Annotated in this window: 21 protein-coding genes and 1 pseudogene; 17 read left to right on the plus strand and 5 right to left on the minus strand. The window is 60.1% G+C overall.

Going from position 1 to position 21,649, the window contains the following annotated elements; genetic code table 11:
- Nucleotides 1-151 precede the first annotated feature (151 nt).
- The 3 genes from HB780_RS32945 to HB780_RS07260 all read left to right on the plus strand — a co-directional run bounded on the left by HB780_RS32945 (nt 152) and on the right by HB780_RS07260 (nt 2,053).
- Complete coding sequence (locus tag HB780_RS32945) at nt 152-406, plus strand: hypothetical protein (protein ID WP_286203000.1); 255 nt, start codon at nt 152-154, stop codon at nt 404-406.
- Between the two features lie 469 nt (nt 407-875).
- Nucleotides 876-1,016, plus strand: coding sequence for a hypothetical protein (locus tag HB780_RS07255; RefSeq protein ID WP_183689351.1), 141 nt, complete (start codon nt 876-878; stop codon nt 1,014-1,016).
- Nucleotides 1,017-1,132: 116 nt separating this feature from the next.
- Nucleotides 1,133-2,053, plus strand: coding sequence for an alpha/beta hydrolase (locus HB780_RS07260; protein ID WP_183689352.1), 921 nt, complete (start codon nt 1,133-1,135; stop codon nt 2,051-2,053).
- Nucleotides 2,054-2,071: 18 nt separating this feature from the next.
- On the opposite strand, the gene HB780_RS07265 is transcribed toward HB780_RS07260, so the two are convergent.
- The 3 genes from HB780_RS07265 to HB780_RS07275 are packed head-to-tail and all read right to left on the minus strand — an operon-like array spanning nt 2,072 to nt 5,329.
- Nucleotides 2,072-3,298, minus strand: a complete 1,227-nt coding sequence (locus tag HB780_RS07265; protein WP_183689353.1) for an amidohydrolase family protein — start codon at nt 3,296-3,298, stop codon at nt 2,072-2,074.
- A gap of 55 nt (nt 3,299-3,353) precedes the next feature.
- On the minus strand, nt 3,354-4,556 hold the full coding sequence (locus tag HB780_RS07270) for an amidohydrolase family protein (protein ID WP_286203001.1): 1,203 nt from the start codon (nt 4,554-4,556) through the stop codon (nt 3,354-3,356).
- A 59-nt stretch (nt 4,557-4,615) separates the two neighbouring features.
- Nucleotides 4,616-5,329: a GntR family transcriptional regulator gene (locus HB780_RS07275; protein WP_286203002.1), complete on the minus strand. Its 714-nt coding sequence runs from the start codon at nt 5,327-5,329 to the stop codon at nt 4,616-4,618.
- A gap of 266 nt (nt 5,330-5,595) precedes the next feature.
- Here HB780_RS07275 and HB780_RS07280 point away from each other — a divergent pair, with 266 nt between their 5' ends.
- The 5 genes from HB780_RS07280 (at nt 5,596) to HB780_RS07300 (ending at nt 10,560) form a co-directional block, all read left to right on the plus strand.
- Nucleotides 5,596-6,684, plus strand: coding sequence for an ABC transporter ATP-binding protein (locus HB780_RS07280; protein ID WP_183689355.1), 1,089 nt, complete (start codon nt 5,596-5,598; stop codon nt 6,682-6,684).
- Between the two features lie 30 nt (nt 6,685-6,714).
- The gene (locus HB780_RS07285; RefSeq protein ID WP_183689356.1) at nt 6,715-8,013 is read left to right on the plus strand and encodes an ABC transporter substrate-binding protein; all 1,299 of its coding nucleotides are present in this window, start codon (nt 6,715-6,717) and stop codon (nt 8,011-8,013) included.
- A gap of 76 nt (nt 8,014-8,089) precedes the next feature.
- The gene (locus HB780_RS07290; protein WP_183689357.1) at nt 8,090-9,001 is read left to right on the plus strand and encodes an ABC transporter permease; all 912 of its coding nucleotides are present in this window, start codon (nt 8,090-8,092) and stop codon (nt 8,999-9,001) included.
- 1 nt (nt 9,002) lies between these two features.
- The gene (locus HB780_RS07295) at nt 9,003-9,824 is read left to right on the plus strand and encodes an ABC transporter permease (RefSeq protein WP_183689358.1); all 822 of its coding nucleotides are present in this window, start codon (nt 9,003-9,005) and stop codon (nt 9,822-9,824) included.
- 4 nt (nt 9,825-9,828) lie between these two features.
- A complete protein-coding gene (locus HB780_RS07300; RefSeq protein ID WP_183689359.1) occupies nt 9,829-10,560 on the plus strand; it encodes an aspartate/glutamate racemase family protein in 732 nt (243 codons plus the stop codon).
- Nucleotides 10,561-10,615: 55 nt separating this feature from the next.
- On the opposite strand, the pseudogene HB780_RS07305 reads toward HB780_RS07300, so the two are convergent.
- Nucleotides 10,616-10,935 (minus strand): annotated as a pseudogene (locus HB780_RS07305) (DUF6665 family protein).
- A 17-nt stretch (nt 10,936-10,952) separates the two neighbouring features.
- The gene (locus tag HB780_RS07310; RefSeq protein ID WP_183689360.1) at nt 10,953-11,105 is read right to left on the minus strand and encodes a hypothetical protein; all 153 of its coding nucleotides are present in this window, start codon (nt 11,103-11,105) and stop codon (nt 10,953-10,955) included.
- A gap of 277 nt (nt 11,106-11,382) precedes the next feature.
- Here HB780_RS07310 and HB780_RS07315 point away from each other — a divergent pair, with 277 nt between their 5' ends.
- The 9 genes from HB780_RS07315 (at nt 11,383) to HB780_RS07355 (ending at nt 21,503) form a co-directional block, all read left to right on the plus strand.
- Nucleotides 11,383-12,375, plus strand: a complete 993-nt coding sequence (locus HB780_RS07315) for an LLM class flavin-dependent oxidoreductase (protein ID WP_183689361.1) — start codon at nt 11,383-11,385, stop codon at nt 12,373-12,375.
- Between the two features lie 26 nt (nt 12,376-12,401).
- Nucleotides 12,402-13,751 carry an LLM class flavin-dependent oxidoreductase gene (locus HB780_RS07320; protein ID WP_183689362.1) on the plus strand — a complete coding sequence of 450 codons (1,350 nt, stop codon included), beginning with the start codon at nt 12,402-12,404 and terminating at the stop codon, nt 13,749-13,751.
- Nucleotides 13,752-13,769: 18 nt separating this feature from the next.
- Nucleotides 13,770-14,957 (plus strand): M20 aminoacylase family protein, encoded by a 1,188-nt coding sequence (locus HB780_RS07325; RefSeq protein ID WP_183689363.1) that lies wholly within the window; start codon nt 13,770-13,772, stop codon nt 14,955-14,957.
- A 25-nt stretch (nt 14,958-14,982) separates the two neighbouring features.
- A complete protein-coding gene (locus HB780_RS07330; RefSeq protein WP_183689364.1) occupies nt 14,983-15,507 on the plus strand; it encodes a GNAT family N-acetyltransferase in 525 nt (174 codons plus the stop codon).
- 39 nt (nt 15,508-15,546) lie between these two features.
- Nucleotides 15,547-17,325 (plus strand): amino acid ABC transporter permease/ATP-binding protein, encoded by a 1,779-nt coding sequence (locus HB780_RS07335; RefSeq protein WP_183689365.1) that lies wholly within the window; start codon nt 15,547-15,549, stop codon nt 17,323-17,325.
- A 76-nt stretch (nt 17,326-17,401) separates the two neighbouring features.
- Nucleotides 17,402-18,346, plus strand: a complete 945-nt coding sequence (locus HB780_RS07340; protein WP_183689366.1) for an ABC transporter substrate-binding protein — start codon at nt 17,402-17,404, stop codon at nt 18,344-18,346.
- Between the two features lie 78 nt (nt 18,347-18,424).
- A complete protein-coding gene (locus HB780_RS07345; RefSeq protein WP_183689367.1) occupies nt 18,425-19,366 on the plus strand; it encodes an ABC transporter substrate-binding protein in 942 nt (313 codons plus the stop codon).
- A gap of 29 nt (nt 19,367-19,395) precedes the next feature.
- Nucleotides 19,396-20,433, plus strand: a complete 1,038-nt coding sequence (locus HB780_RS07350) for an LLM class flavin-dependent oxidoreductase (RefSeq protein WP_183689368.1) — start codon at nt 19,396-19,398, stop codon at nt 20,431-20,433.
- 50 nt (nt 20,434-20,483) lie between these two features.
- Nucleotides 20,484-21,503 carry a PLP-dependent cysteine synthase family protein gene (locus HB780_RS07355; protein ID WP_183689369.1) on the plus strand — a complete coding sequence of 340 codons (1,020 nt, stop codon included), beginning with the start codon at nt 20,484-20,486 and terminating at the stop codon, nt 21,501-21,503.
- Nucleotides 21,504-21,649 lie beyond the last annotated feature (146 nt).

The following is a 21,649-nucleotide window of genomic DNA, read 5'->3' on the forward strand; positions in this document are numbered from 1 at the left end:
TGGTCTGACATCTGCTATCAGGTCAATCTTTATTTCCGCCCATCACCCCATTTTTTAGGGGGGCGTCGATCAACGCTATGGTGCCAGCGGTCTTCAAGAGCGAGAAAAGCCCTGATAGAAGGAGCCTGATTGAGTCCCGGATTGGAAAAGAATGGCTGCGCGCGATCGATATTCACGAAAGCTGGAATGCTCGAAGTGCGGCCATGCCGGCTTCGCGGAAGTCTCCGAAAGCGACGATCGTTCAGGATCTAGCCGGGATTTCAAAATCGACGAGATGCCGCGGGGCTTTTCCACGGAACGGCCATCGGTCGATCCGCGCAAGCATATGATTCGCTGCAGCTGCGGAACCGTCTTCCGTTTCGAGCAGAAAACCGTCTATGCGCCTGGCGGCGAACCCCGGCGATAAGCACGGAATGAGCCGTGTCTCGGCCACGTAATCTTCACTAAAGAAAAAAAGGCCCCGCGAAAGCGAGGCCAAGCTTATGCTGCTCCGGGGAAATCGGAAGCAGCGCGGCGTGGTTTAGCTCCGGTGTTTCGTCGCGACTAGGTCATATTACGTCATATCGGTACGGTTGGCAGAAAAAGCGTGCCGAGGAGGCGGTTTTCTCCAAACCGATACCTCTGCTTCTCGGCGACGATCCTCTTCAGCAGATAAAGAAAGCTGATCGCCTTGCCCTTTCCGACAAGGTTTAAGTGTGGCGGGTAGTATGTTATCTCTCTTATAAAGTGTATTCGTGTTCAGCTAGCGTTCATTTAGCGGAAGGCAAATAGGTAATTGCCGCAACGCCTTGCGGTTGGTTGAGGCTCGATTACTGATAAAGCTCACGAGGCCGGTGGTCGGGCCTCTCACGTTCCAAAAGAACATGGATGCTCGCATGCGACTGTTTCAAGCGCTGATTGACTGGGTACTGGGGCGACGCCGGGAGCGGTTGGATCACGAGGCAATTCAGTATTCTGCCGATGACCCCTGGGTTATCCAGCAGATCGAGGAATTCGAGCGGGAACTGAAAAAGTAAGGCGCCCCTCCACCGATCGCTTATGCGTCGAAAAGTCGATTCGCTTCCCAGGCTGAAGACAAGCTACTATGAAGCCGGGCCATTTCCATGGCGAAGAATCCGACCGAGGACGGTTCATGCTGACACGCCGATCGATGCTGGCCACTATGGGTGCCGTGGTGTTTTCTCGCAACGTGCTGGCCGCTCCTGCCGCTGCGTCGATTCCGCTTTGGCCGGCAGAGCCGCCCGGCGGCGGTGGCCCATCCGATCCGATGACGATCAATGCCTGGGGTGCGATCACCAACATCGCGATACCGTCGATTACCGCCTATACGCCGGCACATCCCAACGGGGATGCCGTGCTCGTAGCGGCGGGTGGCGGCTACAAACGGATCGAAGAGGGCCAGGAAGCGCTTCCCGCCGTTTCATGGCTGAATGATCGAAATATCACGGCTTTCGTCTTGCGCTATCGGCTTCCCGGCGAGGGATGGACCGATGGCCCGCTTGCTCCGCTGCAGGATGCCCAGCGTGCGATCCGCCTCATTCGAGGCAACGCGAAGAGCTTTCGCATTGATCCGAAACGGTTGGGTGTGCTCGGTTTCTCGGCAGGCGGTCACCTGTTCGGTCTTGCCTCGGCGCGATCGACCTTCGCCTCCTACCCTGCCACCGATAAGATCGATGCGCTTTCGGCACGCCCGGATTTCGCGGCACTGATCTATCCGGTGATCACGCTGGAGCCGCCTTACGATCACACCTCGACCCGGCGCATCTTTGTCGGCGACCATCCGAGCCCCGAGATGAGCGCCACATGGTCGGTCCAAACGTACGTCGGCAGCGATTGCCCGCCTATGTTTCTCGTTCAGGCGGAGAATGATCCCGTTTCCAATCCGGTCAACACGCTGATCATGCAGGCCGCCTGCGAACGGGCCGGGGTTCCTGTGGAGCTGCATCGCCTGGTAAGCGGCGGGCATGGGTTCGCCATGGGTAAGAAAGGCATGCCTTCCGGCGAATGGCCCGACTTCTTTGCGACCTGGCTGCAAAAGACTGTCCGAACCTAACGGGCGAACAGTTACCCCTCAGCCTGGTGGAGGAAGCAGGCATGCTCTTGGGCGGCTGAATGTCTGTCGGCCGCTCTTCCATCCGGCGATTGGAAGGCGGACTTCGCGAATGGCGGAAAGCGGATCGGCGGCATCGAGTATGACGACATCCGCCGGCGCTCCCAATTGGAGAGCGTATTCGCGCCGCATGAGCCGGGCGGCATTGCCGGTCACCATGTCGAATGCCGTGGCGATATCTTCATCGCGTGAAAGCTGCGCCGCATTGGCGAAGAGATTGGCGATACGGCCGAGCGAGGCATCGCCGTAAGGCGTAAACGGATTGAGCACGTTGTTGGTCGCGGCCGTCACCGTGACACCATGCGTGGCAAGGAGCAGTGCAGGGGCAATCCCGCGCGGTATGAGATGATCCCGATCACGGCCGAGCAGAAACATGTCGGTGGCCGGCAGCACCGTAACGGCGATACCGGCGTCGGCCAGGCGCATGGCGACCTCGACGACCTCTTGCTTCGGAATGGCGGAAAGCTTGGTGGCGTGACCAATGGAAACGCGACCGCCATAGCCACGCCGCTGCGTTTCAGCAATGACGGCGGGAATGGCCGAGTTCGCCGGGTTGAGATCGAAATCCAGATGGAAATCGACATCGACGCCATGGCGCTCGGCAAGATCGAAAATCCAGCGGATGTGAGCTTGCGGATCGGGATCGGTATAGGGGCAGCCGCCGATCAGATCGGCACCGTCGCCCAGCGCCTGATCGAGCATCGATGCCGTTTCCGGCTCGTTGGTCAGCCCCTCCTGCGCGAAGGCGCAGATCTGAATATCGATTGCCCAGCGATATTCATGCTTGATCTTCCGGATGGCCTCGAACGAGCGAAAGCCGGCGCGCGGGTCGATTTCCACGAATGTCCGCATCGCCGTCGTGCCATTGACGACGGCGCTCTCGATGACACGCGCGGCGCGCGCATAAACATCTTCAACCGTGAAGGCTGATTTCGCCTTGGCGGTCTCGCGCACAGCCTCTCCAAGCGTGCCTTCGCAGATAAGGCAACGGTCGAGAATGCATGCCTTGTCGAGATGGATATGGCTGTCGATGAAGCCGGCGAATGCAAAGCAACCGCACATATCCTGGCGCGGCGCGTCGGAAACAAGATTGGTTTCCAGCGCAGCGATCCTGCCATCCTTGATGCCGACGTCGAACGGCCCATCGCGATTGGCGATACGCACATTCGAAATCATCAGATCAAGCATTATGACACCTTTTCAATAGACTGTGAGCAAGTCTGAATGCCAAGTTTAAGGCATGTCACGCCCGAATGACGGCTCCGTTCCTGGCGACGAGCCGGCCGGATTTATAGACCGAGCGCTCCTTCGGAATGGCGACCACCGCTTCGGGCACATGCTCCGCCTTCAGCGTCACGAAATCCGCCTTGGCGCCGATCTTCAACCCGTAACCCTCGAGACGCAACGCCTTGGCGCCGCTATCGGTGACGACATCGAAGGCGGCTTTCAATTCATCGTCGGTATAGAAGCCCGAGCGATAGCCGATCATCATTGCGCGCCCGAGCATGTCGCCATCGCCATAAGGCCACCAGGAATCGCGGATATTGTCGCTGCCGCTGAAGACGGTAACGCCCGCTGCGCGAAGCAGCGCCACCGGCGGAAAGGCATGGTTGCCGGGCGCGTTGGTCATGATGGACACGCCGCTGGCCGCGATCATCTCGGCGGCGCGCTTGGCGGCATCACCCGCGAGATCACCGAGCCCATAGGCATGGCTGATGGCGACATGTCCGTTCATCGAAAGCGCGCGTGTGCGGGCACAGATCTGCTCGATAGTGAAGAGGCCAAGCGTGCCGCCGTCGTGAAGATGGATATCGACATCGACGCCGTGCTTCTCGGCAATGCCGAAGACAACGTTTAGATGTCCCTCTACATCGCGGTCGAAGCTGGCCGGGTCCAGTCCGCCGACGAGATCGGCGCCCATGGAAATGGCTTCATCCATTAATTGCGGCGTGCCGGCGCTTTTCAGGATGCCGCTCTGGGGGAAGGCGACGAGCTGGATATCGATATAGTCTCGATATTCCTCGCGAACGGCGAGAACGGTTTCCAGCGATTTCAGCCCGACCGATCCGTCCACCATGACATGGCTGCGCATCTGCGTGCTGCCATTGGCGATGCAGAGATCCAGCTGATTGCGCGCGCGCACGTCCATGGGAGCGGCCTGCGCCATGTTTTGCGCCTGGAACGCGACGCGTTCATGCACGTCGAAGCCGTTGGTGCAAGGCTTGTGCGATATCCAGGCATCGCCGAAAAAGCTGGTGTCGAGATGGATGTGACCTTCGACGAAGCCGGGCACGACGAGCGCGCCGCCGAGGTCGACGCTTTCGGCAAGCGGGGCTTCCGCACTTGACGGCTCGATCGACGTGATCCGTCCGCCGGATACGCCGATGTCCTTGAGGGAGCCATCGGTGAGCTTTGCTCGGGTGAAAAGGGTTTCAATCGGGCTCAAGTCTATCTCCATGGCATGTGGTGAGGAGGTGATCCCCGAGACGTATACCGTTTGGTCGGCTACTGCTCGAAGGCTTCCCTCAGGCCGACGCTCTTGCGCTCACGCAAATCGAGATCGGCTTCGATATGTGAAATATGGTGAAGCATAAGATGGCAGGCCGTCTCGATGTCCTTGCGCTCAATGGCGGCGATGACATCGCCGTGCTCCGCATGACCGCAACTCGACACGCTCGACTGGCCATAAAGCGCGATCACCAGGGATGAGCGCGCAACGAGTTCTTCCATGAAGCGCTGCATGATCAGATTGCCGGAGATCGAGGCGAGCATCAGATGAAAGTCGCCGGATGCCTTGATCTCGGCGCGCCGCGCGGTCTGACCGCGCTCCGCCATGAGCCGGCCTTCTTCCAGCAGAAGCTGCTTCAGGTGCTGAACTTGCGAGGGCGTAATCCTCGCCGCAGCTTCCTTGAGAATACCCGGCTCCACCAGACGACGGGCGGCGAAGATCTGCCGGGCCTCTTCCGGTGAAGGATAAGCAACGAATGCGCCGCGGTTCTTCTCGACGCTGACAAGCCCTTCATAGGACAGGGCCTGCAGGGCAGCGCGCGCCAGCGTGCGGCTGACATTGAACAGATTGCCGACATCGCTCTCGGAGAGCTTCGTGCCCGGGGAAAGCCTGCGCTCGACGATCGCCTCGCGAATGGCGTCGCGGATTTGCTGCGCGCCGGTTTCTGTGGAATCGCTGGTCGTCTGGAGCGCGTCGGCTGTGGAGTTCATGGGGCGGATACCTGATAATCGACGGAATGATATCCGCGTTCGCCGCAGAAGTTAAACGGAATTTGTCGCAAAAGGAAAGCATAATTGTATACGATCTAGTGCACATATTGCGGACGAAAGCCTATTTCATGTGCAAACACGCGTTTGCCTTATATAAGGCATTTCGTCGAATCTTCACCGAAACTCCATGATTCACAAAAGGTTAGTGCCACGCAACGGACTTGGCACGCCAGATGCATCGTCATTCCCAAACAGAGGGAGATACGATGTCGAAAGCGGCAGAGATCGATATAGCATCCGTTTCGAAGGTCTATGGCACCACGACTGCTGTCCATGCCATAAGCCTGAAGATACCGGCCGGCTCCTATTGCTGCTTTCTGGGGCCATCAGGCTGCGGCAAGACCTCAACGCTCCGCATGATCGCGGGTCACGAGAGCATTTCGTCGGGCGATATCCGGCTCGGGAACGTCGTCGTGACCGATTTTCCGCCGGCCAAGCGCGGCACGGCGATGATGTTCCAATCCTATGCGCTCTTTCCGCACCTCGACCTCATCGATAATGTCGCCTTCAGCCTGAAGATGAAGGGCGTGGACAAGGACGAGCGCCGCGCCAAGGCGCTCGAGATGCTGAAGCTCATGCAGATGGAGGCCTATGCCACGCGGCGTCCGGCACAGCTTTCAGGCGGCCAGCAGCAGCGCGTGGCGCTGGCCCGCGCCCTGATCACCGATCCCGAGGCCCTGTTGCTGGACGAGCCGCTGTCGGCGCTCGATCCGTTCCTGAAGATCCGCATGCGCGCTGAGCTGAAGAAGCTGCAAAAAACGCTCGGGATCACCTTCGTGCATGTCACGCACAGTCAGGAAGAGGCGATGGCTCTCGCCGATATCATGGTGATCATGAACGACGGCAAGATCGAGCAGGCGGCGTCACCACGCGAAGTCTTCGAGCGTCCGGCGACTGCCTTCGTCGCCCGCTTCATGGGCGATCATAACGTGCTCTCGGGCCGGGTCACATCCAGCGAGGACGGTGTGCTGACATTGACCGCGCCGGAAGGCCAGAGTTTTTCCGTGCGCGGCGCGGGCAGGGACGTGGGCGAAGCCATCGATATCGGCATCCGCACCGACCGCGTCCGGCTGGCTTCCGTCTCCGACAAGGGCGTTGGCCTGAACGGCGTCGTTTCAAATATCGAATATCGTGGCGCCTCGGTGAAGATCACCGTCATTGGCGCGGGCAGCGACGACTTCACGGTCATCGCGAGCGACGGCGATTATTTCTCCAAACCCGTATCGGTCGGCGATGCGGTGTCTTTGAGTTGGGCCTTGGAGGACGCGGTCCTCCTCGGTCGTGTTTCCGCATGAATCTTAAGCATCAAAAGAAGGGGAACTGACATGACGACTGAGAAGAAGACAACCAAGGCAGCAAAGGGCATCTCCCGCCGCTCGCTGCTGAAGACCGGCGCTGCCGCCGCCGGCGCCATCGCCGGCTCTGGCCTGATCACCGGCTTTCCGACCGTCTGGGCACAAACGAAAATCACGCTTCGCCAGTTCGGCACCGGCGTATCGAACATCAATGCGATCGCCGAGAAGTGCAAGGCTGATCTCGGCATTACGCTGGAGATGACGGCAACCGATTCCGACGCCGCCGCCCAGCGCGCCGTCACTCAGCCGAACAGCTACGACATCGCCGACATCGAATACTGGATTGCCAAGAAGGTGTTCCCGTCCGGCGTGCTTCAGCCGATGGACGTCAAGAAGCTGAAATATTACGACAAGATCGTGCCGCTGTTCATCAACGGCAAGCTGAAGCCGGAGAGCGTCATCGCCCAGGGCACGGCGCCGCACACCGTCGGCTTCGTCGAAGCGCAGGGTTCGAAGAAATTCGCCAAGGAGCCGACGCAGTGGATGACGATGGTTCCGACCATCTATAACGCCGACACGCTGGGCATCCGTCCCGATCTCACCGGTCGCCCGATCACCAGCTGGGCCGACATTCTCGATCCTGCCTTCAAGGGCAAGACCGCGATCCTCAACATCCCGTCGATCGGCATCATGGATGCTGCGATGATCATGGAAGCCTCCGGCAAGATCAAATATGCCGACAAGGGCAACATGACGAAGGCGGAAATCGACAAGACGATCGACTTCCTGATCAAGACCAAGGGCGAGGGCCAGTTCCGCGCCTTCTGGAAGTCCTTCGACGAAAGCGTCAACTTGATGGCGTCGGGCGAAGTCGTCATCCAGTCGATGTGGTCGCCGGCCGTTGCCGCCGTCCGCTCGAAGGGCATCGCCTGCACCTTCCAGCCGCTGAAGGAAGGCTATCGCGCCTGGGGCGGTGGCCTCGGCCTCGCCGCGCATCTCAAGGGCGCAGAGCTCGACGCTGCCTATGAGTACATCAACTGGTACACGTCCGGCTGGGTTGGCGGTTACCTCAACCGTCAGGGCTACTATTCCGCCTGCATGGAAACCGCCAAGGGCTTCATGTCGGCCGACGAATGGGGCTACTGGATCGAAGGCAAGCCGGCGCAGGGCGATATCCTGTCTCCGGAAGGCAAGGTCATGGAGAAGGCTGGCGCCGTTCGCGACGGTGGCTCCTTCGAAGCCCGCATGGGCGCCGTTGCTTGCTGGAACTCGGTGATGGACGAAGACCGCTACATGGTCCGCCGCTGGAACGAGTTCATCGCTGCCTAATCGGTATCGCCTCTGCCCATTATATCCTCTCCCCGCGCAGGTGGGGGGAGGAAGCCGCTAACGGAGAAACCGGACCATGGCGACGATCGCTTCATCAGAAACGGACCAGGCAACAGCAAAACCAAGGCGCAGCTTTCGCGTGCCCCTGGGGCTCGTTTCCTATCTTCAGGCGGCGCCGCTGTTTCTGATCCTCGGCTTCTTCTTCCTGCTGCCGATCGCGATGATCGGTATCGTCAGCTTCTGGGACTATGATTTCGCCAATCTCTATCCCGCTTTCCTGACCACGAACTATACCGATACGCTCGGTTCATGGGTTACTTGGAAAACCTATCTCAACACATTGAAATTCACGGCTATTGTCTGGTCGTTGACATTGTTCATCGGCTTCTGGGTCGCCTATTTCCTCGCTTTCCACATCCGCCGCACGTCGATGCAGATGATCCTTTTCCTCGTCTGCACCGTGCCGTTTATGACGTCGAACATCATCCGCATGATCTCCTGGATCCCGGTGCTCGGGCGCAACGGTCTCGTCAATTCGACGCTGATCGAGATGGGTCTCATTCCAAAGCCGATCGAATGGCTGCTCTATTCCGATTTCGCCGTCGTTCTGGCGATGGTGCATCTCTATACGCTGTTCATGGTAACGCCGATCTTCAACACGCTGATGCGCATCGACCGCTCGCTGTTTGAAGCTGCGCGCGATGCCGGCGCCAGCGGCTGGCAGGTACTCTGGAATGTGGTGATCCCGCTTGCCAAACCCGGCATCGCGATCGGCTCGATCTTCGTCGTCACCCTGGTCATGGCGGATTTTTCCACCGTGCAGGTCATGTCCGGCGGCCAGAGCGCCTCCATCGCATTGCTGATGAAAAACCAGATGTCGTTGCTGCAATATCCGGCGGCGGCCGCGAATGCCGTCGTGCTGCTGATTGTCGTCCTCATGATGGTCGCAGCCATCCTGCGGGTCGTCGATATCCGCAAGGAGCTTTGAGATGAACCACGAAAAGCGCGGCCTGGAATTCTACGTTCTGGCGATATTTTTCATTGTCTTCGTGCTGTTTCTCTACGGCCCACTTTCGGCAATCGTCATCCTTTCCTTCCAGGGGCCGGATGGCGGCCTGACCTTCCCGTTGAACGGCGTCTCGCTGCATTGGTTTGCCAACCTGTTCGAGAAGCAGGCGGTCGGCGACTTTGGTGCCTCGTTCCAGCGGTCCTTCATCCTTGGCCTGATGGTCATGATCGTCACGGTCGTCGTCTCGCTGCTGGCGGGCCTGGCCTTCCGCCGCCGCTTCCGCGGATCGTCGCTGCTGTTCTACGCGACCGTCGCCAGTCTCGTGGTGCCGTCGATTATCATCTCCCTCGGCATTGGCGTCGTCTTCCAGCAGGGCGGTCTTCCGCCGGCGTGGTATTCCTCGGCCTTCGGTGCGCATCTGACCTGGACGCTGCCTTTCGGCGTGCTGATCATGTTCGCTGTCTTCAACCGTTTTTCGCCGGCCTATGAGGAAGCCGCACGTGACCTGGGCGCGAGCTCGTGGCAGACCTTCCGCCATGTCGTGCTGCCGATGATCGCGCCGAGCCTGATCGGTGTCGGCCTGTTCGGCTTCACGCTGTCCTATGACGAATTCGCACGCACCCTGATGACATCGGGCACCTACAACACGCTTCCCTTGGAAATCTACGGGATGACCACAAACGTCACCACGCCAGTACTCTATGCGCTGGGAACGGTGACGACACTCTTCTCCTTCACCATCATTCTCTTGGCGCTCGGCATCATGACCATGCTCGGTCGCCGGCAGGCCAAGAAAAGCTGAGACCATGCGCTTATTGCTGATTAATCCAAACACCACCACGTCGATGACGGAAAAGGCGGCGGTTGCCGCACGCGCTGTGGCGGCCACCGGCACGGAGATCATCGCCGCGACATCGCGGATGGGGCCGCCTTCGATCGAGGGATATTATGACGGCGCCCTTGCAGTCCCCGGTCTGCTGAGTGAACTTAAGGAGCAGCGAGCGGCGGGCTATGATGCGGCAATCATCGCCTGTTTCGACGATACGGGTCTGGAGGCAGCACGGGCCTTTTCGGATGTCCCTGTTCTCGGACTTTGCGAATCCGCAGTCGTGACGGCCGGCTTCCTCGCCCAGTGCTTCACAGTCGTGACGACACTGGAACGCTCCCGCGTCCTGATCGACAATCTTGTCCAGCGCTACGGCATGGGCGGACGGGCGAAGGTGCGGGCTTCTGATATCGCCGTGCTGGAGCTTGAGAACGCCGCATCGGGCGCTATCGGCAAGCTGCGGGCGGAAATCGAGCGGGCGTTGGATGAAGACGGCGCAGAGGCGATCGTGCTCGGTTGCGCCGGCATGACCGACCTGGCGCGCGAGTTGCAGCAGATCTACGGTGTACCGGTGATCGACGGTGTCGCGGCGGCCGTCAAGCAGGCCGAGGCGTTGGTGTCGCTGGGTCTCACCACCAGCAAGCGCGGCTCCTATGCCGCACCGCTGCCCAAGTCCTTTATCGGCGCGATGAGTGATTTCTCACCAGCTTGAGCCTCAGCTGACCCGCCGCGTCCCGTAGTCTCGACAGGCAATCGCATGGGCCGCGTCACCGGCGGACAACACCGACTTTTGCAAGCACCTCGCTGGGTATCCCATAGCGTTGAATGACATCGCGACCATTTTTCATGCCGCAGATCTCACGCTGGATGAAGAAGGCCCAGACCATGTCAGAGGCCTTATGCACAAGGCTTTCGCGCTGTGGCGATCCGCATTCCATGCCTGTAGCTCCGCCAGCGCAGTTTCCACCTTCAACCCGTGATGTCCGAGAGAGCTCGCGCGCTCGGCCATGAGTTCGTATTCGAGGACGTTGAAGCCATTATCATTCGAGTGAAACTGTCTGAGGGATTGCGGCGGGCGAACGCTCATCGGATTTATCCTCAGCGTTAGCGGGCCGGCGAACCAACGATCTGAAAATATCCCCAGGCGGCGGCGAACACTGCCAGCACGACCATGACCACAAGCAGTTTACGTAGTCCGGGACGAGGTGCCTTGGGCGCCGGCTTCGGCTTTCGAAATTTGATGACGTTGTCGTTCATGGGTCCTCGGCTGTCGAATATCTTCCACTGTCTAGTTCACCCGAATCCTTTTGAGGATCAAGAGAGTTTCCCGCCAATCCAACATGTATCAAACATGCCGCTGAATGGCGACTTTTGATCAGGAATCTCACGCTCAGCGTGCATGCATGCTTTGCAACTTATTTCCTCACTTTGGCACACGAAGAGAAAGTCGTTTCTTATAATATAAGCAATCTACGTATTTTATAGACTATTGAAGCGGTGCTGCGGTACCGACGCAATAATCGGATGACCCCACATGTCCTATCTCTTGAGCCTTCTCGACAAAAGCCCCATCGAAGCCGGTAAGAATGCAACGGATGCGCTGCGGGCAACCGCCAAGCTGGCCATCCGCGCCGAGGAGCTTGGCTATCACCGTTTCTGGGTGGCCGAGCATCATAATATGGCGAACCTGGCGAGTTCCGCGCCCGAAGCACTGATCGCCTATCTGCTTGCCAAGACATCGAAAATCCGCGTCGGCTCCGGCGGAGTGATGCTGCAGCATTACAGCGCCTACAAGGTGGCGGAGACATTCAATCTCCTCTCGTCGCTGGCGCCCGGCCGTGTCGATCTCGGCGTCGGTAAGGCACCGGGCGGCTTTCCGCTGTCAACGCGGGCTTTGCAGATAGCGGTCGACCCGGCGCGCAAGCCAAGCTTTGCCGACCAGCTTGCCGACATCAACAGCTATCTTTCGACCGAACCCCAGGCGGATGCGGCTATCGCGACGCCGCTCCCCTCGATTGCGCCCGATCGCTTTCTGCTGGGCGCTTCCGTCGATAGCGCCGAGCTGGCGGCAGAGAAGGGCTGGGAGCTGGTCTTCGCCGGCCATCTGAACGGCGACCCTGAAAATCTACGCAAGACCTTCGAGGCCTATGAGAAGGCAAGCGGCGGCAAGAGCCCGATCCTGGCGCTAGCGGCCTTTGCCGCTGAGAGCGAGGAGCAGGCGCGCGAGCGTGTCGGCGATCTGCGCATCGTCAAGGTTTTCCTTCCAAACGGCCAGACCGTCAATGTCGGCAGCGAAGAACAGGCAGCCGAATTCGCCCGCCAGGCCGGCGTCAGCGACTACCGGACCGAAGAGAAGGTGCCGAGCGTGCTGCATGGCACGGCACAACAGATCCGCAAGGAACTTGACGAGCTGCACCGCCGCTACGGCGTCAAGGAATTCATTCTCGACACACCGGCGCTGCCGGCCGCCGAGCGTCTCGCCTCCATCGAGCTGCTTGCCAAAGAGCGGCTCTCGCTTGTCGCCTGACATTTGCTTTGAAAAGGACTGATCCCATGGCTCAGAAACACGTCAAGTTCGGCATCATGCTACAAGGCCCTGGCGGCCACATGAACGCCTGGAAACATCCGAGCGGCCCGGCCGACGCCAGCGTCAATTTCGGCTTTTTCGTAGATACGGCCCGCAAGGCGGAAGAGGCGGGCATTGCTTTCGCCTTCGTCGCTGACGGGCTCTATATCAACGCGCAGTCGATTCCGCATTTCCTCAATCGCTTCGAACCAATCACGATCCTGTCGGCGCTTGCCGCCTCGACCTCGAAGATCGGGCTGGTCGGCACGCTCTCGACCTCCTACAGCGATCCCTTCACCGTCGCCCGGCAATTCGCCTCGATCGACCTGATCAGCGGCGGCAGGGCCGGCTGGAATGCGGTGACGTCGCCGCTCGAAGGCTCCGGCCGCAACTATAGCCGCGAGCATCCCGAACACGAACTGCGCTATGAGATCGCGGAGGAATACATCGACGCGATCAAGGGGCTTTGGGACTCCTGGGATGACGATGCCTTTGTCCGCGACCGTGAGACCGGCGTCTATGCCGATAAGACCAAGATGCATCGCCTCGATCACAAGGGCAGCTTCTTCCGCATCGAAGGGCCGCTCAATATCGGCCGATCCAAGCAGGGCCAGCCGGTTGTCTTTCAGGCGGGGGCCTCGGATTCGGGCATCCGTCTTGCCGGCAAGCATGCCGATGCTGTCTTCACCAATGGCGGTCCGATCGAGGATGCACAGGTCTTCTACCGCCAGCTGAAGGACAGCGTGATCGCGCAGGGTCGCAGCGCTTCGGAAGTGGGCATCTATCCGGGTATCGGCCCCATCGTTGGCGCAACGAAGGAAGAGGCAGAAGAGAAGTATCAGGCGATCCGCAACCTCGTTACCATCGAGGAGGCGCTGCTCTATCTTGGCCGCTTCTTCGATCATCATGATTTTAGCGTCTATCCGCTGGACGAACCGTTCCCCGATCTTGGCGATGTCGGCCGCAACAATTTCCGCGCCACCACCGATCGCATCAAGAAGACCGCGCTGGAGAAGGGGCTGACGCTGCGCCAGGTCGCGCTCGATTCCGCAACACCACGCACCGCCTTCATCGGCACGGCGGAGCATATCGCCGACGAGATCATCCGTTGGGTGGATCAGGATGCCGCCGATGGCTTCATCCTCGGCTTCCCGGTGATCGCCGAAGGCTTCGATGACTTCGCCAAGTACGTCCTGCCGATCCTCACCGAACGCGGCTATTTCGACCCTGTGCTGAAGGGCTCGACGCTGCGTGACCACTTGGGGCTGCCCTATCGCGAAAGCCGCTATGCGGGCGCGAAGGACGAAGCCGAACAGGGAAGGGCGATCCGCGCCTGAGGCGCGGACGATCAAGCCATGAATGTCATTTCCCAACACCATCGACCGGCGGACGACATCGAAAAGGGCATCGCTTCCTTCATCGATGAAATCATCGAGCTTCGCCATGATCTGCATCGCTATCCAGAGCTCGCTTTCCAGGAACTGCGGACCAGCAAGATCGTCGCCTCTCTCCTTTCCTCCTGGGGTTACGAGGTGACGACAGGTGTCGGCGGCACCGGCGTCGTCGCTACCCTTCGGGGTGGCGACGGCGAAAAACGCATCGGTATCCGGGCGGATATGGACGCCCTGCCGATCGAGGAGGCGACGGATCTTCCCTATGCCAGCGACAATCCGGGTGTCATGCATGCCTGCGGCCATGATGGGCATACCTCGATCCTGCTGGCCGCGGCACGCTATCTCGCTGAGACCCGCCGTTTTTCGGGCGTACTCACCCTGATCTTCCAGCCGGCCGAAGAGATCGGCGCCGGTGCGCGCAAGATGATCGCCGACGGGCTTTTCGAACGCTTTCCGGTCGACGCCGTCTTCGGCCTGCACAATTGGCCGGGCGTGCCAACAGGCCAGTTCGGCTTCGTCGCCGGTGCTGCCATGGCCTCGGTCGATCAGGCCGTGATCCGCATTGTCGGCAAGGGCGGTCATGGGGCTGAGCCGCACAAATCCGTCGATCCGATCCTGGCGTCTGCTTCCTTCATCACAGCGTTGCAGAGCGTCGTGTCCCGCAATGTCGATCCCCAGGACATGGCGGTCGCCACCGTCGGTTCGATCCACGCCGGCTCGGCATCAAATGTGATCCCGGAAAGCGTCGAGCTGAAGCTGACCATGCGCGCCTTCAGCGAGGCGGTTCGCCAGCAATTGCAGGAGCGTATTCCAGCCCTTGCCCGCGCCCAGGCCGAAAGCTTCGGCGCTCAGGCAGATGTAAACTATCGCCTCGGCTTTCCGGCGCTGATCAACCATCGTGAGGAGACGGATTTTGGTCGCTCGGTCGCGCTGGAGACCTTCGGTGAGGCGCAGGTCGCCAAGGATTTCCGGCCGCGCACGGCGAGCGAAGATTTCGCCTTCATGCTGCTGGAGCAACCGGGCAGCTACCTCTTCGTCGGCAATGGCGACAGCGCCCCTCTGCACAGCGCTCACTACAATTTCGACGACACGATCATAGCGCCCGCCGCCCGTTACTGGGTGCGGCTGGTCGAGACCTTCCTTTCATAGTGACCACAACAGGACGGCTGATGAGATGAGTGACAGCTTTCTCTACACAACCCCTCTCGACCCACGCGCCAAGCCGCTGATCGATGAGCTGATCCATGAATATGACAGCCGCTACGGCAACTATTTCAGCGCCGAAGGCGCGGCAGCGGAGCTCAATCGCTATCCGCCGGAGTATTTTGCGCCGCCGAATGGTAATTTCCTGCTTCTGATCCGCGACGGCGAAACCATCGGCGGCGGCGCTTTCAAGCGCTACGATGAACGTACGGCCGAGTTCAAGCGCATCTGGACCCGTAACGATCTGCGCCGGCAGGGACTGGCGCGCAAGCTTCTGGTCGAGCTGGAATCGCAGGCGGCCCGCCAGGGCTATTCCCGGATCTATCTCACCACCGGCTTCCGGCAGCCGGAGGCCGTCGGTCTCTATCTCGGCTACGGCTATACCGCGTTGTTCGATCAGACAGTCGATCCGGAAATCCACAAGACGCTGCCCTTCGAGAAGGATGTCACCCATCTGGCCGAACCGGAACTGCGCGTGGCTGGCAGCAACAGGTGAAAGCGGCAACAGACCGATAATCCATTAAAGGGAAATATCATGGCACTGACGACAGATTTCGCCGGGATTGATTCTGGCAGCAGGGTCACCGATCAAAAGCAGGATCATTCCCGCTACCGGATCGTGCCGGCGCGCCATCCCGCCCGGCTGGCGGGCACCATTTTCGCCGCTGTCGTTATCGCCGCCGTGCTCTATTCCACCTTCACCAATCCGCGTTGGGGTTGGGGCGTCTTTGGCGAATGGTTCTTCGCCGAGCCCGTTCTCGTCGGCCTCGGCAGGACGCTGCTCTTGACGGTGCTGGCCGCGATTTCCGGCTCCATACTCGGCACGGCGCTGGCGCTGGCGCGCGTTTCCAAGTCGCCGCTGCTATCAGGCCTTTCCTGGGGCTATATCTGGCTGCTGCGCTCGATCCCGATGATCGTGCTACTGCTGGTGCTGAACAATCTCGGCTACCTCTACGAGACGATCAAGATCGGCGTTCCCTTCACCGATGTGGTCTTTCTCGACTATCCGACGGTGCAGTTGCTGACGCCATTTGCCGCCGCCTTCCTGGGGCTGACGCTCAACCAGTCAGCCTTTTTCGCCGAGATCGTGCGCGGTGGCATCCTTTCCGTCGATCAGGGGCAATTGGAGGCGGCCTCCGCCCTTGGCTTGTCGCGACGACGCCAAGCCTTTCGTATCGTTCTGCCGCAGGCCATGCGCTCCATTCTCCCGACCGGCTTCAACGAGCTCATCGGATTGGCGAAGAGCACTTCCATGGTCTACGTACTCGCGCTGCCGGAACTCTTTTACACTGTCCAGGTCATCTATCGCCGCAACCTCGAAGTCATCCCGCTGCTGATGGTTGCGACCGTCTGGTATCTGATCATCATGACGGTACTGTCGATCGCGCAGTATTATATCGAACGCTATTTCTCCAGGGGCGCGCTGCGCAATCCGACGCCGCTCCCCTTCCAGGCCTTCTTCGCCGGCTTTCGGCGTCCGCTGCCGGTGCTTGAGGCAACGACGGATGTTCTACGCAAAACCGGTTTCAGCGATGTGGCAAGCCTCCGGGCGTCTGGCGGCGCTGTGCGCATTCATGGCATTTCGAAGAGCTTCGGCGCCTTGAAGGTGCTCGACAATGTCGAACTCAATCTTCCGCCCGGCAGCGTCACCGCCATCCTCGGCCCCTCCGGCTCCGGCAAGTCGACGCTGCTGCGCGCCATCAACCATCTGGAGCGCGTCGATAGCGGCTTCATCTCCATCGACGGCGATTTTATCGGCTATAGCCGGAAGGGCGACACGCTCTATGAGCTGAAGGAGAAGGACATTCTCAAGAGCCGCGCCGATATCGGCATGGTCTTCCAGAGCTTCAATCTCTTCCCCCATTTGACCGTGCTGGAAAACCTCATCGAGGCACCGATCCAGGTGCGTGGCGTCAGCCGCGAGGAAGCCGTGCAGCTGGCGCAGGAGCTGCTCGCACGCGTCGGCCTCAGCGACAAGATCAACGCCTATCCGCGTCAGCTTTCCGGCGGTCAGCAGCAGCGTGTCGCGATCGCCCGCGCACTGGCGCTGCGCCCCAAGGTCCTGCTCTTCGACGAACCAACCTCGGCGCTCGATCCGGAACTGGTCGGCGAAGTGCTCGACGTCATCAAGGAACTTGCCCGCACCGGCACGACGCTCGTCATCGTCACCCACGAGGTCGGCTTTGCCCGCGAGGTCGCCGACACGGTGGTCTTCATCGAAGGTGGCCACATTCTTGAGGTCGGCCCACCGTCCAGAATCTTCAATGACGCCGAACATCCGCGCACCCGCGAGTTCCTGGCAAAAGTTCTTTAGCGAAAACCGGCCCCACTTCGCGAAAGGAAGAAAGTATGCGCAACCACAACCATAGAGTGAAAAGAAGGTAAGCTACATGACTGTCTTCAAGAAAACGACATCCCTGGTGGCCGGCGTGATTGCCGTGGCCGTTCTCGGGCTCGGCTCCGCCTATGCGGCGGAAAAATTCAATCTCAGCCCTGATACGTCAAATCGGATTCGTTCCGAAAAAGACGAGGCTGCGATCAAGGCGATCGCGCCGGGATTCAAATTCGTCAATCCGGGTAAGTTCACGGTGGCGATCAACCCCTGGGATCCGCCAGTCGCGACCTATGCCACCGACGCCAAGACCGTGGTTGGTACTGATCCAGAGATCGCGCAGCTGCTCGCGGATTCGCTTGGGCTTCAGCTGGACCTCGTATCGGTTGCCTGGGAGGATTGGCCGCTCGGCGTCTCCTCCGGTAAGTACGATGCTGTCATCAGCAATGTGACGGTCACCGAGCAACGCAAGGAGAAGTTCGATTTCTCCACTTATCGCAAGGACGTGCTCGGCTTCTACGTCAAGTCCGACAGCAAGATCACCGCGATCAAGGAGCCGAAGGATGTCGCCGGCCTGAAGGTCATCACCGGTGCCGGTACTAACCAGGAGAAGATCATCCTGGAGTGGGACCGCGAGAATGTCGCCGCCGGACTGAAGCCGGTCGAGGTGCAATATTACGACGATCGCGCCGCCGCCGACTTGGCGATCCAGTCCGGTCGGGCCGATGTCGAGTTCAACCCGAACGCCACGCTCGCATACAGCGCTTCCATCAAGGGCAGTACCAAGCTGGTCGGTATCGTCAGTGGCGGCTGGCCGCTGACTGCGGAGATCGCGGTGACGACGCGCAAGGGCGCAGGTCTTGCCGATGCGGTGACGATCGCGCTCAACGACCGGATCAAGGACGGCAAATACGGCGAGGTGCTGAAGCGCTGGAGCCTCACCTCCGAAGCCGTCGATAAGTCTCAGACCAATCCGCCCGGCTTGCCGAAGAGCGGGTCATAATCGGCTGCGATGCAACAGACCGCCGGTTCGGCGAAAGTGTGAGCCGGCGATTCACAAAGACGGGATATGGAGACTATCATGACAGGCATACCGGCCCTCCGGGCATGTTCGTTCCTACTGATGATGACGGCACTGACGTCTTTCAGCGCGGCTCGCGCCGATGATCTGAGTTTCGATCTGAGCCCGGAACAACCGGGCCGCATTCATATCGAGCGGGATGAAAAGGCGGTGGCTGCCATCCCCAAGGCTTTCAAGTTCGTCACACCGGGCACGCTCACGGTTGCCGTCGCGCCCGGCGGCCCGCCGCTTGCCACCTATGCGACGGACGCCAGGACCGTGGTTGGTGCCGATCCGGATATCGCCACCGCCATCGCTGACAGCCTCGGGCTGAAGCTGGAACTGGTGCCGGTCGCCTGGATCGATTGGCCGTTGGGCCTTACCTCAGGCAAATATGATGCTGTCATCTCCAATGTCGGCGTTACCGAGCAGCGCAAGGAGAAATTCGATTTCTCCACCTACCGCCAGGGTCTGCACGGCATCTACGTCAAGTTGGACAGCAAGGTCGGCTCGATCAAGGAACCGAAGGATGCGGCCGGTCTCCGCTTCATCGTCGGCGCCGGCACCAATCAGGAGCGCATCCTGCTCGAATGGAGCAAGGAGAATGTCGCTGCCGGTCTGAAGCCGCTGGAGCTGCAATATTATGACGACGATGCCGCAAGCCTGTTGGCGCTGGCGTCTGGCCGCGCCGATGTGATCGTCCAGCCGCATGCGCAACTCGTCTACATCGCCGCGCGCGACAAGAACATCAAGGGTGTCGGGACGCTGAGTGCCGGCTGGCCGGATCGCTCGGATGTTGCGGTGACCACGCGCAAGGGGAGTGGTCTTGCCGACGCCCTGACCGTCGCCACCAACGATCTGATTGCCAGTGGTACCTACGGCAAGATCCTCAACCAATGGCATCTGGCGGAGGAAGCCCTCCCGAAGTCGGAAACCAATCCACCCGGCCTGCCGAGATATTGATCGCAGAATGCGTAAACGGGAGTGATGACATGAGCGGCCGCAAGATCTCAATCAACCATATCGGCTTCCTGACGCCCGGCAATTACCCGGACGACGATCCGCTAGCGGGATTGGAGCAGACGCTGCAACAGCTGCGATATGGCGAGGAACTGGGCTTTGACAGTGCTTGGGTCCGTCAGCGGCATCTGGAGCCGGGTATTTCGTCGGGCAGCGCCTTCCTGGCGGCGGCAACCCAGCGCACCAGCCGTATCCAACTGGGAACGGCGGTGATCCCGATCGGCTACGAGAGCCCTTATCGATTGGCCGAGGATCTTGCCACCGTCGATGTCCTGTCGCGTGGGCGGCTGAACATCGGCGTCAGCGCCGGCCGGCCGCTGCATGCCGACCTGATCGCGCCGCTGGTCTTCGACGGCGATTGGGAGAGCAATGATTTCTCCCATGACCGCGTATTGCGCTTTGCCGACAATCTGCGCGGCACGCCTCTCGGCGACGAGCAGACCTTCATCAAGACGCCGTTCGGCCCGATCCGGCCGCGCCTGCAGCCCTATGCCAAGGGGCTAATCGATCGGATCTGGTATGGCGGCGGGTCGCAGCGTTCCGCCGAATGGGCCGGCCGCAACGGCTTTAACCTGCTGACCGGCAATGTGATAACCGGCGAGGGAACCGACGACTTCCTCGTCGCCCAGTCGCGGCTGATCGATACATATCGTGCCGCCGCCGGAACCCGAGGTCGTATCGCCCTTGGACGCGTTATCGTGCCGTTCGACAGTGCCGATGCCGCCACGCGTCGCCGGTATAAGGACTATGTCGCCGGCCGCCATGAGCGGACGCTAACGCCACAAGGCGAGCGGCGAACCCTATTTGCTCGTGATATCATCGGAACCTCGGAGGAAATCTTGGAGCAGCTTTTCGCCGATCCGGTCCTGCCCAAGGTCAGCGAGCTGCGGCTGGAACTGCCTTACGAGTTCGAGCACGAGCAATATCGCCAGATCCTCCATGACTTCGTCACGCGGATTGCGCCGGAGTTAGGCTGGCGAGGATCGGTCGATATCCGGGTCGCTTCCTGAAATGCCAGCGAAGCGACGACTGACGCCAATCCAACGACCGGAGTGCCGCAATGGCAAGAATATACGATAGCTTCTCGGATCTCATCGGGAATACGCCGCTGCTGGAGCTTCACAATTACCGTAGAAACCGGAACCTCCATGCCCGCATCCTCGCGAAGATTGAATATTTCAATCCCGCCGGAAGCGTGAAGGACCGTATCGCCTGGGGCATCATCAAGGAAGCCGAAGAGGCCGGAAAAATCCGTCGGGGCGACCTGCTGGTCGATGTGACAAGTGGCAATACGGGCATCGGCCTGGCGGCAGTTGCGGCAGCAAGAGGCTATCGCACGAAATTCTACCTCAGCGACAACATCAGCCAGGACAAGATCGAACTACTTCGTCTCTACGGAGCGGAGATCGTCAAGGTGAAGAATGAGTTCTTCCTCGATCCGGATGCGCTGGAAAAGATAACGGCCCGCGTCCAGCAGGAAAATCCTACGGCCTTCTTCACGGATCAGCTCGCCAATCCGGCTAATCCACGGACCCATTTCGAAACAACCGGGCCAGAAATCTGGCGCGACACGGATGGTGCGGTCGACATATTCGTCGGCGCGGTCGGAACGGGTGGAACCATATCGGGCGCCGGCAGGTTTTTGAAATCGCAGAAGCCAGGTTTGAAGGTGGTGATCGCCGAGCCATCCGCAGAATCCCTACCGACCGAGGAAAATCCCTATCCGAATCAGATTGACGGGGTTCATAAGGTGACCGAGGTCGCCGCCGAACAACTGCCGGGAAACTTTGATACGACAATTGCCGATCAGGTTATCGCCCTCAGTACCGCCGAGGCACGGAAGACGGCAGCGGCGCTGGTGGCGGAGGAGGGAATATTTGCCGGAACATCGTCGGGCGCGGTGCTCTGGGCTGCCACCCAGCTTGCCGCCCTATCGGAGAACGCCGGCAAAGTCATTGTCGCCGTTCTGCCGGACACCGGGGAGCGTTATCTAACGGCGTCAGCGGCCGCAGAGCCATCAACATGGCAACCGTCTCGGGGGGAAGGTCAGGCTCGAAAGAATACGGCGGCCGAGGCTTAATCTTGGCAATTCGGGGCCAGAGCCATTCAATAGCCACAAAGCTGCCGAGGCTAGCAACAGTACAGACGAAGTTCAGACTTCGTCTTCGCCACCCTTCGGGCAGCACGTCTGTGACAGCAGCTTCTCCACATCGAGGAGCTGTGCTT

It is taken from the genome of Rhizobium lusitanum, from assembly GCF_014189535.1.
Classification (GTDB): Bacteria; Pseudomonadota; Alphaproteobacteria; order Rhizobiales; family Rhizobiaceae; genus Rhizobium; species Rhizobium lusitanum_C.